Source organism: Gryllotalpicola daejeonensis (genome assembly GCF_039538145.1).
Lineage (GTDB): Bacteria > Actinomycetota > Actinomycetes > Actinomycetales > Microbacteriaceae > Gryllotalpicola > Gryllotalpicola daejeonensis.
This window is the reverse complement of sequence record NZ_BAABBV010000002.1, coordinates 526,613-539,128: the sequence shown is the minus strand read 5'-3', so window position 1 is coordinate 539,128 and position 12,516 is coordinate 526,613. Positions and strand designations below refer to the sequence as shown.

At 69.5% G+C, this 12,516-nt stretch carries 12 protein-coding genes; 8 read left to right on the top strand and 4 right to left on the bottom strand.

All coding sequences use genetic code 11. From position 1 onward, the window contains the following. Window positions 1–96 precede the first annotated feature (96 nt). A complete protein-coding gene (locus tag ABD736_RS15425) occupies window positions 97–1,182 on the bottom strand; it encodes an NAD(P)/FAD-dependent oxidoreductase (RefSeq protein WP_344792763.1) in 1,086 nt (361 codons plus the stop codon). A gap of 145 nt (window positions 1,183–1,327) precedes the next feature. Between ABD736_RS15425 and ABD736_RS15420 the strand changes: the two genes are divergently transcribed. From ABD736_RS15420 to ABD736_RS15400, 5 genes are all read left to right on the top strand, one after another. Next, a complete protein-coding gene (locus tag ABD736_RS15420) occupies window positions 1,328–2,632 on the top strand; it encodes an aspartate kinase (protein ID WP_344792762.1) in 1,305 nt (434 codons plus the stop codon). Between the two features lie 111 nt (window positions 2,633–2,743). Next, complete coding sequence (locus ABD736_RS15415) at window positions 2,744–3,802, top strand: aspartate-semialdehyde dehydrogenase (protein WP_344792761.1); 1,059 nt, start codon at window positions 2,744–2,746, stop codon at window positions 3,800–3,802. Window positions 3,803–3,905: 103 nt separating this feature from the next. Next, entirely contained in the window at window positions 3,906–5,375 is a 1,470-nt protein-coding gene (gene mqo / locus ABD736_RS15410; RefSeq protein ID WP_344792760.1) for a malate dehydrogenase (quinone), read from the top strand. A 73-nt stretch (window positions 5,376–5,448) separates the two neighbouring features. After that, a complete protein-coding gene (locus ABD736_RS15405) occupies window positions 5,449–6,225 on the top strand; it encodes an SDR family NAD(P)-dependent oxidoreductase (protein ID WP_344792759.1) in 777 nt (258 codons plus the stop codon). Window positions 6,226–6,330: 105 nt separating this feature from the next. After that, window positions 6,331–7,503 (top strand): Rv2578c family radical SAM protein, encoded by a 1,173-nt coding sequence (locus ABD736_RS15400; RefSeq protein WP_344792758.1) that lies wholly within the window; start codon window positions 6,331–6,333, stop codon window positions 7,501–7,503. Window positions 7,504–7,576: 73 nt separating this feature from the next. Here ABD736_RS15400 and ABD736_RS15395 read toward each other — a convergent pair whose 3' ends face one another. Beyond that, window positions 7,577–8,143 (bottom strand): YbhB/YbcL family Raf kinase inhibitor-like protein, encoded by a 567-nt coding sequence (locus ABD736_RS15395; protein WP_344792757.1) that lies wholly within the window; start codon window positions 8,141–8,143, stop codon window positions 7,577–7,579. 40 nt (window positions 8,144–8,183) lie between these two features. Beyond that, complete coding sequence (locus tag ABD736_RS15390) at window positions 8,184–9,029, bottom strand: CHAP domain-containing protein (RefSeq protein ID WP_344792756.1); 846 nt, start codon at window positions 9,027–9,029, stop codon at window positions 8,184–8,186. 82 nt (window positions 9,030–9,111) lie between these two features. Between ABD736_RS15390 and ABD736_RS15385 the strand changes: the two genes are divergently transcribed. The 3 genes from ABD736_RS15385 (at window position 9,112) to ABD736_RS15375 (ending at window position 11,755) form a co-directional block, all read left to right on the top strand. Beyond that, window positions 9,112–9,801, top strand: coding sequence for a thymidine kinase (locus ABD736_RS15385; RefSeq protein ID WP_344792755.1), 690 nt, complete (start codon window positions 9,112–9,114; stop codon window positions 9,799–9,801). A gap of 198 nt (window positions 9,802–9,999) precedes the next feature. Beyond that, window positions 10,000–10,158 carry a hypothetical protein gene (locus ABD736_RS15380; protein WP_344792754.1) on the top strand — a complete coding sequence of 53 codons (159 nt, stop codon included), beginning with the start codon at window positions 10,000–10,002 and terminating at the stop codon, window positions 10,156–10,158. Between the two features lie 28 nt (window positions 10,159–10,186). Then, window positions 10,187–11,755, top strand: a complete 1,569-nt coding sequence (locus ABD736_RS15375; protein WP_344792753.1) for a LuxR C-terminal-related transcriptional regulator — start codon at window positions 10,187–10,189, stop codon at window positions 11,753–11,755. Between the two features lie 100 nt (window positions 11,756–11,855). On the opposite strand, the gene ABD736_RS15370 is transcribed toward ABD736_RS15375, so the two are convergent. Continuing rightward, window positions 11,856–12,509 carry a signal peptidase I gene (locus ABD736_RS15370; RefSeq protein ID WP_344792752.1) on the bottom strand — a complete coding sequence of 218 codons (654 nt, stop codon included), beginning with the start codon at window positions 12,507–12,509 and terminating at the stop codon, window positions 11,856–11,858. Window positions 12,510–12,516 lie beyond the last annotated feature (7 nt).

Below are 12,516 nucleotides of genomic sequence, written 5' to 3'. Positions count from 1 at the left end.
GAGCATTCCGCGCTGCGGCGCGCCGTACCAGGCGTCCTGGTCACGGTCTGCTCTCGATTCGGCTTCGCCGAGTCGACCAGCGGGGCGGGCGCGCCGCTAAATGGCGCCGACGATCTCGGCGGCGAGACGGTCGCCGACCAGAGGGCCCATGGTGAGCCCCGCGGCGCCGAAGCCGGCGTTCACCCAGAGCGGCACCGACCCGCCGATGTCCAGCCGGTGCACGACGGGCAGCTGGTCGTTCGACAGCGGCAGGGGGCGCAACCCGACGCGGGTCTCGATGACCTCGGCGTTCGCGAGCCCCGGGGCGACGACGAGCGCGTTGCGCAGCAGCTCTTCGACGCCGAAGGCGGTCACGCGGGTGTCGAATCCGCTGCCGAACTCGCGCGTGGCACCGGCCACGATGCGCCCTTCGTCGAACGCGAGCAGATAGTGCGAGGACCCCAGTCGATGGATGACCGGCCACGAAGACGTGTCGGCGGAAACCCGCAGGTGCAGGATCTGCCCCTTCTGCGGCTCGACCGGAACGGAGAATCCCAGGGGCGCGAGCACGTCATTCGTCCAGGCGCCGCACGCCACGACGACGGCATCGGCGGCCAGCGCCTCGCCGACGCCGACCACGACGCGGAACCCGTCATCGACGGGCTCGAGGGTCGCGGCGTCCGTCACCACCATGCCGTCCAGCTTGCGCACGGCGGCGAGCAAGCCCTCGCGCAGCAGGCGGCCGTCGACGCGGCCGCCGCCCTCGATCGAGATCGCCGAGACGCCCGGGTCGAGCAGCGGGAAGCGCTCGAGTGCCTCGCCCGGGCCGAGTCGGCGCACCTCGCCCATCGCGGGGGCGGCGGGCGCCCGCGCGGCGAGCCGCTCTTCGACGGCGTCCAGTTCCGCCGCGTCCGCGGACACGACGAGCGAGCCGACCCGCCGGAAGCCGATGTCGGGGGAGCCGTGCCCGACCAGCGCCGAGACGAACGGCGGGTAGAAGGCGGCGCTGTCGGCGTAGAGGTCATAGAAGTCGCCCTCACGGGCCACCGACCACGGCTGGATGATGCCTGCGCCGGCATCCGTCGCCCGCCCTTCGAATCCCGCGTCGACGACGACCACCTGCGCGCCTCGCCGGGCCAGCCCGAACGCCGTCGCCGCCCCGGCCACGCCGGAGCCCAGAACCACCACGCGTGATGCGCTCATGGCCTGACGGTAACCCCGAATCGGCGTGGGGAAACGAGGCGCTCCGATGGGCGCGCCGCCCCGGCGAAACACCCCCGAAACGGGCCGTAGAATAGTCGGAATCCCTCAACACCCGAGCCCGCTCGCAAGCCCTATAGGAGAGCCCGTGGCGCTGATCGTGCAGAAGTACGGCGGCAGCTCTGTCGCCGACGCAGAGAGCATCAAGCGCGTCGCCAAGCGCATCGTCGAGACGCGCAAGGCCGGCAACGAGGTCGTCGTGGCGGTCAGCGCGATGGGTGACACGACCGACGAGCTGCTCGATCTGGCGCACGAGGTCACTCCGCTGCCCGAGCCGCGCGAGCTCGACATCCTGCTCACGAGCGGTGAGCGCATCTCGATGGCACTGCTCGCGATGGCGATCGGCACGATGGGCTACGACGCCCGCAGCTTCACCGGCTACCAGGCCGGCATGATCACCGACAACCGCTTCGGCGCGGCGCGCATCGTCGACGTGACGCCGAGCCGCATCCGCGAGGCTCTCGACGAGGGCGCGATCGCGATCGTCGCCGGCTTCCAGGGCTTCAACACCGAGACCGGCGACACCACGACGCTCGGCCGCGGCGGCAGCGACACCACGGCGGTGGCGCTGGCGGCGGCCCTCGGGGCGACGGTCTGCGAGATCTACACCGACGTCGACGGCATCTTCACCTCAGACCCGCGCATCGTGCCTCTGGCGAAGAAGATCGACACGATCTCGAGCGAAGAGATGCTCGAGCTCGCGGCCGCCGGTGCGAAGGTGCTGCACATCCGCGCCGTCGAGTACGCGCGGCGTCATGGCGTGACGCTGCACGTGCGCTCCTCGTTCAACAACAGCGAGGGCACCCTGGTCGTCAACGAGACGGCAGAAGAGACCGCCGAGCGCTTCCAGCGCGAAATGCAGGAGAACGGAACAGTGGAAGAGCCCATCATCTCCGGTGTCGCCACCGACCTTTCCGAGGCCAAGATCACCGTCGTCGGCGTGCCCGACACGCTCGGCAAGGCCGCGGCCATCTTCGACACGGTGGCGAAGGCGAGCGCGAACGTCGACATGATCGTGCAGAACGTGTCGGCCGCGGCCACCGGGCTGACGGACATCTCGTTCACGCTGCCCAAGGCCGACGGCCAGAAGGTGCTGCAGGCGCTGCGCGCCGAGCAGAGCGTGATCGGATTCCAGTCGCTGCAGTACGACGACCAGATCGGCAAGCTCGCGCTGGTCGGTGCGGGAATGCGCACCAACACCGGTGTCTCCGCCCGACTGTTCCGCTGCCTGGCCGACGCCGGCATCAACATCGGAATGATCTCGACCTCTGAGATCCGCATCTCGGTCGTCACCCGCGCCGACGTGCTGGCCGAGGCGGCCCGCGTCGTGCACACCGCCTTCGGCCTCGACGGCTCGGACGCCGCGGTCGTCTACGCCGGCACCGGCCGCTAACTGCGTCCGCACGGCCGCGCGCTGTGCCCGTTCGGCGCAGGTGCGGCCGCTGCACCGGGCGCAGAAGCGCCGAATGGAAACAATCAGGCCACCTCAGAGATTGAGAAACCCATGAGCAACGGATTCCACGTCGCCGTCGTCGGCGCCACCGGTCAGGTCGGCGCCGTCATGCGCAAGCTGCTCGCCGAGCGCGAGTTCCCGATCGCGAGCATCCGCTTCTTCGCGACCGCGCGCTCTGCCGGCTCGACCATCGAGTTCAAGGGCGAGCAGATCGTCGTCGAAGACGTCGAGACGGCCGACCCGAGCGGCATCGACATCGCGCTGTTCTCGGCCGGCGCCACCGGGTCGCGCGCCGCGGCCCCGCGCTTCGCCGCGGCCGGCGCCGTCGTCATCGACAACTCGAGCGCGTGGCGCATGGACCCCGAGGTGCCGCTCGTGGTGTCTGAGGTGAACCCGCACGCGATCGACGAGGCCGCGAAGGGCATCATCGCGAACCCGAACTGCACGACCATGGCGATCATGCCCGTGCTCAAGGTGCTCGACCGCGAGGCCGGCCTGCGCCGCCTCATCGTCTCGACCTACCAGGCCGTCTCCGGTTCGGGGCTCAAGGGCGCAGAGGAGCTCGCCGACCAGGCGCGCGTGGCCGTGGCATCCGATCACCTTCTCGAGCTTGTCCACGACGGCGGCGCCGTCACGTTGCCCGAGCCGGGCGTCTACAAGCGCCCCATCGCGTTCGACGTGATCCCGTTCGCCGGCAACCTCGTCGACGACGGACTGAACGAGACCGACGAAGAGAAGAAGCTGCGCAACGAGAGCCGCAAGATCCTCGAGTTGCCCGAGCTGCTCGTGTCGGGCACCTGCGTGCGCGTGCCGGTGTTCACCGGCCACTCGCTTTCCGTGAACGCCGAGTTCGAGCGCGAGCTCACGCCCCAGCGCGCGACCGAGTTGCTGGCGGATGCTGCGGGAGTGGTGCTCACCGACATCCCGACGCCGCTTCAGGCCGCCGGTCAGGACCCGTCGTTCGTCGGCCGCATCCGCGCCGACGAGGGTGCGCCCGCCGGTCGCGGCCTCGCGTTCTTCGTCTCGAACGACAACCTGCGCAAGGGCGCTGCGCTCAACGCGGTGCAGATCGCCGAGCTGGTGGCGGCCAAGCGCGCGGTCGCAGCCTGAGCGTTTCGAGACGCGCGCTCCGCAAGCTCCGCGAGCTCCTCAACGATCGGGGGCCTGAGCTGGCCTCAAAGTCTCTCGATCTCGAGACAGATAGGATGAACGGGTGAGCGACACAGCCCCCGTTGACGTGGTCTTGATCGGTGGCGGCATCATGTCCGCCACTCTCGGAACCTTCCTGAAGCGGGTGAGGCCAGACTGGTCGGTTGTCATCGTCGAGCGCCTTGGGGCGGTCGCCGAAGAGAGCTCGAACCCGTGGAACAACGCGGGCACCGGCCACAGCGCGCTGTGCGAGCTCAACTACATGCCGAACCCGGCTGACCCGGGCAAGGCGCTGCAGATCAACGAGCAGTTCCAGCAGAGCCGCCAGTTCTGGGCGAAGCTCGTGGAAGAGGGAACGCTCGGGCAGGCATCCGATTTCATCAATCCTGCTCCGCACATGACGTTCGTGCGCAAGCCCGGCGACATCGAATATCTGCGCACGCGGCACGAGACGCTCAAGAAGCACGTGCTCTTCGAAGAGCTCGAGTACAGCGAGGATCGCGCCGAGGTCATGAAGTGGGCGCCGCTGCTGATGCGTGGGCGCAGCAAGGGCGAGAAGTTCGCGGCGACGCGCTCGATCGCGGGCACCGACGTGAACTTCGGCGCGCTGACCAAGAAGCTCATCGACAACCTCACCGCATCCGGCGCCGAGCTCAAGCTCAACTCCGAGGTGCGCGGCATCAAGAAGCGCTCCGACGGCACGTGGCGCCTCAAGGTGCGCCAGCTCGTCGAGCAGCGCACCAGCACGATCGACGCAAAGTTCGTCTTCGTCGGCGCGGGCGGCTGGGCGCTCAAGGTGCTGCAGGGCGCGGGCATTCCCGAGGCGAAGGGCTACGGCACCTTCCCGATCTCGGGCCAGTTCTACAAGACGACCAACCCCGACGTCGTCGGTCAGCACGCGGTGAAGGTGTACGCGCAGGCAGAGGCCGGCGCCCCGCCGATGAGCGTGCCGCACCTCGACAAGCGCGTCGTCGACGGCCAGGCGTCGCTGCTCTTCGGTCCTTACGCGGGCGCCGACCCGAAGTTCCTCAAGTACGGCAGCGTGCTCGACCTGCCCGCCGGCATCCGCCTGTCGAACATCGGACCGTACCTGCGAGTCGCGCTCGACAACCTCGTGCTGCTCAAATACCTGATCAGCCAGTTGCTGCTGACGAAGAAGGGCAAGTTCGCCGAACTGCGCAAGTTCATGCCGAGCGCCAAGCCCGACGATTGGGAGCTGATCACTGCGGGCCAGCGCGCGCAGGTGATCAAGAAGGATGCCAAGAAGGGCGGCGTCCTGCAGTTCGGCACCGAGGTCATCGCTCACAAGGACGGCACGATCGTCGGTCTGCTCGGCGCCTCGCCGGGCGCCTCGACCGCCGTGTCGATCATGCTCGACGTGCTGAAGACGTGCTTCCCGACGGAGTTCGCGGGGGAGTGGCAGCCGAAGCTCAAGGACCTGATTCCGACGCTGGGCGAGAGTCTCGACAACGACCCCGAGCTCGCGCGGGCCACGATGGAGCGCACCGCGAAGGTGCTCGGCCTCCTGCACTAGCCCGGAACACGGTGGTCGAGTAGCCCGCGCGAAGCCGTGCGTATCGAGACCCGTTCCTTACTACGGTGACCACATGAGGTTCACCGACAAGGTCGCCATCGTCTCTGGCGGAGCCAACGGCATCGGGCGCGCGACCGCAGAGCGCCTGCTCGACGAGGGCGCCGCGGTCGCCGTTCTCGATTGCGAGCCCGCCGCTGCAGAAGAGTGGATTTCAGAGCGAGCGGATGCTTCGCGCGCCGCCGTTTTCGCCTGCGATCTGCTCGATGCGGCATCCGTCGATCACGCCGTCGGTGCCGTGCTCGAGAGCTTCGGCCGCGTCGACGTGCTGGCGCAGGTCGCCGGCGGCGACCTGCCTGCGCGCGATGGGCTCGACGAGGAGCACTGGCTCTCCACCGTCGATCTCAACCTGCACGGGCCGATGCGCATCGTGCGCGCGTGCCGTGAGGCGCTGATCGCGAGCCGCGGGGCGGTCGTGCTGGTGAGCTCGGTGAACGGCGTGGCGGCGTACGGAGAGCCGGCTTATTCGAGCGCGAAGGCGGGACTGTCGCTGCTGGCGCGGAACCTCGCGGTCGAGCTCGGGCCGCAGGGGGTGCGCATCAACGTCGTCGCGCCTGGCACTGTCCGCACGCGCGTGTGGGATGGCCAGGACGGCGGCGCCGACAGGCTTCGCGGTCTTTACCCCCTTGGTCGCGTCGGCGAGCCGGCCGACATCGCGGCGGCGATCGCGTTTCTCGCGTCGTCCGACGCGTCGTGGATCACAGGAGTCACGCTGCCGGTCGACGGCGGCTCGCTGGCCGGCCCGCTGCAGCTGCTCGGCGGCGCTCCGTGGGGTCCGAGCTCGGCTGACTGAGGCCCCGCCCGGAGAGTCCCGGCGCGCGTCAGTTCGGTTTCCGCGAGTTATACACACGTTCGAAAATGAGCGCCGCTGATGTCGAATCGGTGTTCTAATGGATGGATGCGGTGGGAGAATCAAGAGCTCGGGGTCGAGTCCGATGACGCGCTACCCGGGCTTGCGAAGCTGAACAACCTGGTGCGCACGGTGCGCACGCCCGAATTCGACGGAATCGTCTTCCACGAGATCCTGGCGAAGTCCGCTCTCAACCAGGTGCCGGGCGGCTCGAAGGTGATGCCCTACGCGTGGACGATCAACCCCTACAGGGGCTGCAGCCATGCCTGCTTTTATTGCTTCGCTCGGCCGACGCATAAGTACCTCGAGCTCAACGTGGGGCGCGACTTCGACTCGCAGATCATCGTGAAGGTGAACGTCGCCGAGGTGCTGCGGCGGGAGCTCGCCCGGCCCAAATGGCAGGCGAACAGGCATCCGGTCGCGCTGGGAACCAACACCGATCCGTATCAGCGCGCGGAAGGGCGCTACAAGCTGATGCCCGACATCATCAGGGCGCTGACCGAGGCGCGCACGCCGTTCTCGATCCTGACCAAGGGCACGCTGCTGCGTCGCGACCTGCCGTTACTGAAAGAGGCGTCGGAGCACGTTCCGGTCGACGTCGCGATGTCGATCGCGATCTACGACGACGAGCTGCAGCAGTCGGTCGAACCGGGAACGCCGCGCGCGAAGGAGCGGCTCGCGACGGTGACGGCCGTGCGCAACGCGGGGCTCGACTGCAGCGTGTTCATGATGCCGATCCTGCCGTTCCTGACCGACACGACCGAGCACCTCGACCACGCGCTGAGCCAGGTGAAGGCCTCGGGTGCCACGAGCGTGCTCTACACCGCGCTGCATCTGAAGCCCGGTGTGAAGGAGTGGTTCCGCTTCTGGCTCGAGCGCGAGCACCCCGAGCTGATGGGGAAGTATGCCGAGCTCTACCCCGAGGGGCGCACCTATGCGCCGAAGGAGTACCGCCAGTGGCTCGCGCGCCGCATCAAGCCGCTGATCGCGAAGCACGGCCTCGTGCGCGGTCGCGAGGATCTGGTGACCGGCGGCATCGAGTCGTCGGCGCTCGCTGCGAGCGACGCGATCGACGGCTCCACAACGCAACTGCCGCGCGCCGGCAGACCGCGTCGAGGGCGCGCGAGCAGCATCGATGCAGACGGCGAGCGGCGCACGCCCCTCGTCTTCTTCGAAGAGACGGATGCTGCGAGCGTCACTCCCGAGCCGACGCTGTTCTGACGCAGGCCGGTGGTGGCGATCGTTTCGAGGAGCGACGGTTCGCAGCGGCCATCAACGACCGCGAGCGTCGGCGCTACACGCTCTCGTAGATGCCGTCGAGGCGGGCGCGGGCGATGACGTGGCCGTCCATGGCGTGCAGCGCGTCCTCGAGCGCGAAGCCCTCGGCGAGCGAGAGGGGGCGGTCGAGCGCGAACAGCTGGAAGACATAGGCGTGCGGGCCGTGCGAGCGCGGCGGCATCGGTCCCATCCAGCCGAGCTTGCCGAAGGCGCCCTTGCCGAACACGAGGCCCTTCACGGGGCTAGGGTTCGCGAGGCCGTTCTCGGGAATGCCGCCGAGAGCGGGGTCGATGCCGACGGCCAATGCGTGCGTCGCCGCTTTGCCGAACGGCACGTCGGGGTCCTGCACGATCAAGACGAGCTCGATGGTGTCGGCGGGCGGCTCGGTCCATTCGATCGCCGGCGACACGTTCGGCCCGAACACCTTGCCGCGGAACTCTTCGGGGATCGCTCCATTGTGCTCGAACGCCGGGCTCGTGAGGGCGAAGCCCTCCGGGGCGCTCAGCTCGGGCCGCGCCCAGACCAGAGTGTGTTGACCGGCGCGGCGGCCGCGCAGGGCTCGACCGATGGGGTTAGCGGGCATGAGCACAGTCTGCCCGGTTTTCCTCTGCCGCGGTGCCGCCCTACCGTGACGCCGGTGCGGTTGCCGCGGCCGCCACGTAACCGGCGAGGTACTGCCTCATCTCGGGCGCGAAGTCGCCGGCATCCGATCGCGCCAGCGGGAACGCCGACAGCCGCACGCGCCTCGTGCCACCGGCCCCGTCGCCCCAGTCGCCGTTGACCACCGTCACCGTCGTGTCGGAGACGGCCACGACGATCCCCACGTGCGAGATGCGGTGCGTGTTGCCGAGCCTTCCCTCTGCAGCGGATGCCGCGGCCGCGGAGTTGAGAGCGAACAGCGCCGCGTCCCCCACGCGCGGCTCGGTCGTGCGATAGGTGCCGTGCGCGATCCCATAGCTCAGGAAGCTGCCCGCCCAGCCGTTCAGGCCCGCGGTGTCGAGACCCTCTTCGGCCCACACCCACGAGGCGAACGCGGCGCACCATGCGCCCGGCAGCGAACTGCTGGCGCCGAAGTCGCGGCCGTCGACCGAGTTCGGGCCGTCGAGGTCCTGCCCGAGCTGTGCCAGTGCGAGTCGTGCGACGGCGAGGCCCGTCGCGGTCGGCGCGTGGGCGGGATCGCCGGGGGCGAAGCCACCGGGAACGACGAGCGCGTTCGTGCCGTTCTCGTCACCGCCGCCGTGCGCGAGCACGTCGGCGAACGCGACCCCCGTCACCGACGCCACCGCAATGGCGGTGCCCGCGACGAGTGCTGCCGCGCCGAGACGCAGCGCCCCGCGGCCGACGCGCAGCGCACCCCCGCCGAGCCGCAACTGACCCCCGCCGAGGGGGGCCGAAACGGCCTTCTCGGTGCGGAAAACCCCGTTATGGAACCCCTCGGCGCGATGCCGAGGCGATGAGCGCACGCCCATGTCCGCACGATACGTCGCGATGAGGCGCGCCGCACCGCCTCGCGGCAGACGCCCAGGCGCGCCCCGCCCATACGATGAAGAAATGGCCAAACTGTATTTCCGCTACGGGGCGATGAACAGCGGCAAGAGCACCGCGCTGCTCCAGGCGGCGTTCAACTACGAGGAGCGCGGCCACACCGTCCTGATCGCGAAGCCCGCTCTCGACACCAAGGGCGATGACCAGATCGTCAGCCGCCTCGGGCTCACGCGCGCGGTCGACTTCACCGTCGACGAGACCGACGACATCTACCTGCGGTTCCAGCAGCACCGCAGCCGTTCGCTCAACACGAGCGGGCACGACGTGAGCGCGCTCCTCATCGACGAGGCGCAGTTCTTCACCGAGGCTCAGATCGACGACCTGCTGCGCATCGCTCTGCTCGAAGACGTTCCGGTGCTCGCCTACGGCATCCGCACCGACTTCCAGACGGTGGCCTTCCCCGGTAGCCGCCGCCTGCTCGAGATCGCGCACTCGATCGAAGAGCTCAAGACCATCTGCCGCTGCGGCCGGAAGGCCATCTTCAACGCCCGCGTCGTGGGCGGCGAGTACGTCTTCGATGGGGCGCAGGTGGCCATCGACGAAGGCGCGCAGGCTCAGGCATCCGTCACCTATGAATCCCTCTGCGGTCTCTGCTATCTGCAGGAATCGCACGGCACGCTCAACAACGGCCGCCGCCACTGGCCCGGCGGCGCGGCGCCGGCCTACGCCGACGCGCCCGACGCCGACTTCATGTGACCAGGCCGCCGCGCGGTGCCACGAAGCTAGACGATCGCACTGTCGCGCGGCAGACCAGCCCCACAACGGGGCCGCGCGACACGCGGCAAAACCCCTGAACTGGGCGCATTTTCAGTATTGACCCCTTCCCACTCTTCCGGCTGAATAGACCGGGCGGTCCACCCGCGCCGCATTCGCTCACGAAGCCCGAGGAGTCCCATGCCGTTCAAATCCCATGTGGAGGTGTACCTCGGCCGAGACGGCCAGCGCATCGAAGTGTCGTGCGCGTGCCCGATCGGCCGTGACCACGACTACTCCCGGTGGGTGGAACTGGTCGGCGGGGAGCGCTACAAGGGCGTCGAAGAGATCACCCGCTGAGCTCGCTCGCTGAGGTCGAGGGGTCGAGGTGTCGCAACGCGAAGAGCACGATCGGGTCGCATCCCTGATCTATCTCGCGCTGTCGGAACGGCGCCACGACGACGCGGTCGAGCTCGCCGAGGCGAACTGGCCCGTGCTGATCAGCCACAACGTCGCAGCGTTGCGCGCGGTCGCCGATCAGCTGTCGGCGGCCGAGCTCGCCGAGCGGCCGGCGTGGGATCGCATCCGCCGCTACCTCGGCTTCCTGATGATCGAGTCGTCGCTGCGCCCGAGCGCCTACGTCGAGTCGGCGCTGCCGCACCCGCCTCGTGGCCTCGCCGACACGCTGCTCACCCTGACCACCCGCAGCATCGCCGCGCGCACCGCCGGGCGCTTCAGCGAGGCGGTGCAGATCGCACGCGGCGCCCTGGATCGCCTCAACGAGGCGAGGGAATCCGAGCGTGAGGCGATTCAGCACCGCCTCGCCGACGGGTATCTGCAGTGGGGGCTCTCGTTCGAGTTCGCGGCGCTCGAGCGCGAGGCGCTCACGAGCCTCGAGCGGGCGTACGACCTCGGCATCGCATTCGAGAACATGCGGGTGGCGACGGATGCCGCAGGCGAGCTCGCCTGGATCCACTCCATCGCCGGTCGAGGACTCACTGCCGATGACTGGATCGAGAAGGCCCGAACGCTCGCCGCCTCGAGCCGCTCGTCCGGCGCGTGGCGGCGCACCGATCTGCTGGCCGCCGCCGTGCGCACCGCCGACCGGATGCACCCCGACGCCGCCCTCGAGCAGCTCACCGCCCGCAGCGGCGGCGGCTCGATCGACGAGCACCGGCTCACGACGATGGCGCAGTCGGCGCTGTTCCGCCTCTCTGCCGGCCGCTCGAGCACGACGCTGCTGCTCGCCGAGCTGCAGCACGCCTCGACCACCGACCTCTCGCTGCTTGCCGAGCCCAGTGAGAACTCGCTCATGCTCGGCTACGTCGAGGCGCTCGTGCACCTCTATGCCGACCGCCCGGACCGCTCGCTCGAGCTGCTCGCGCAACTCGGCACCGATCGAGCGCTGCCCTACGTTCTGGGTCTGCGCTCGGCGGTTCAGCTCGCGATCGGCGCGAAGGCCGAGGCCGAGCGCGACGCCGATGAGGTCATCAGCCGGTACGGCCAGTGCCCGCGCCAGCTCGTGCCCGCGTTGCTCGTGAAGGCGACGATCGCGCTGCAGGCGCGGGACAGCACGGCTGCCATCTCGGCATTCACGGATGCCTGCGGCCTCGCCCTCGAGAAGAAGCTGCTCGCCTCGCTCGTGGTCATCCCGCACGCGGACTTCGCGCAACTGCTCACGCTCGCCGGAGAGCGGCTCGACGACCCGCAGCTCGACACGCTCGCGCGCACCCCGCTCGTGTTCGCACCGCCGCGGCGCGAGGCGGTGAAGCTCTCGCCGCGTGAGCTGAGCGTGCTGCGCGAGCTCGCTCGCGGCGGTGCGCTGGCGGAGGTGGCCGCGCGGCTGCACGTCTCGGTCAACACCCTCAAGGTGCACAATCACGCGATCTACAAGAAACTCGCGGTCGACGGGCGCGACAGCGCCATCGCGCTCGCGCGCGACCGCGGTCTGATCTAGCGGCACTGCCCGCGCGGGTTGCGCCACCACGATCCGCTGTGCGCCACTCGGATCCGCGTAGCGCACAGCGGAAGCTGGTGGCGCAAGTGAACGAGCGGCGTCAGGCGGATGCCGCGCGCCGGCGTCCCCGCCCGTGGCCGCGGCGGCGGCGCGCCTGCTCGCGGGCGCCGGCGATGAGGTTCCACGCGGCGTAGCTGAGCAGCAGTGCGGCCGCGGCGGGAATGAGCCACCCGCTTCCGATGCCGCCGACCCAGGTGTTCACCCAGCCGAGCAGCGGCACCGAGTACCAGAGCACCGCGACGACCTGCTTCGACTGCACGGGCGCGTCCGCGGTGTTGTTCGCGTCGCCCTTCACGGTGAAGACGCGGCTGCCGTCAGTCCCGACCCGGATCGCGGTGACACGGTGCGAGATCACCGTCGTCGCGTCGTTCGGGTTCGGCTCGTAAGTGACGACATCGCCGACGTGGATCCGGTCGATCGGCTCGGGTTTCACCACCAGCAGCGTCCCCGGTGGCAGCTTCGGCTCCATCGACCCGGTGAGCACCGTCAGCGTGGTCGAGCCCGTGAGGCGGGGCACGACGATCACCGCGAGGGCGAGGCAGATGATGAGCGCGAGCAGGCCGGCGCTGAGCCCGGTGCCGATGGCGCGCAGCAGGCTCGCGCGGGGCGCGCGCGGCGCGGGGGCCGAGGGGATTTCTGTGGGGGATGCCTCGGCCAAGGCATCCGGAGTGAAAACGTCCTTCAACTGGGTCATCGTGTGC

Excerpts from the sequence above, each read along its gene's own strand:
- ABD736_RS15395 (WP_344792757.1), bottom strand. The coding sequence starts at position 8,143 with ATGCCCGCTAACCCCATCGGTCGAGCCCTGCGCGGCCGCCGCGCCGGT.
- ABD736_RS15405 (WP_344792759.1), top strand. The coding sequence starts at position 5,449 with ATGAGGTTCACCGACAAGGTCGCCATCGTCTCTGGCGGAGCCAACGGC.
- ABD736_RS15380 (WP_344792754.1), top strand. The coding sequence starts at position 10,000 with ATGCCGTTCAAATCCCATGTGGAGGTGTACCTCGGCCGAGACGGCCAG.
- ABD736_RS15415 (WP_344792761.1), top strand. The coding sequence starts at position 2,744 with ATGAGCAACGGATTCCACGTCGCCGTCGTCGGCGCCACCGGTCAGGTC.
- ABD736_RS15425 (WP_344792763.1), bottom strand. The coding sequence starts at position 1,182 with ATGAGCGCATCACGCGTGGTGGTTCTGGGCTCCGGCGTGGCCGGGGCG.
- ABD736_RS15370 (WP_344792752.1), bottom strand. The coding sequence starts at position 12,509 with ATGACCCAGTTGAAGGACGTTTTCACTCCGGATGCCTTGGCCGAGGCA.
- ABD736_RS15390 (WP_344792756.1), bottom strand. The coding sequence starts at position 9,029 with ATGGGCGTGCGCTCATCGCCTCGGCATCGCGCCGAGGGGTTCCATAAC.
- ABD736_RS15400 (WP_344792758.1), top strand. The coding sequence starts at position 6,331 with ATGCGGTGGGAGAATCAAGAGCTCGGGGTCGAGTCCGATGACGCGCTA.
- ABD736_RS15385 (WP_344792755.1), top strand. The coding sequence starts at position 9,112 with ATGGCCAAACTGTATTTCCGCTACGGGGCGATGAACAGCGGCAAGAGC.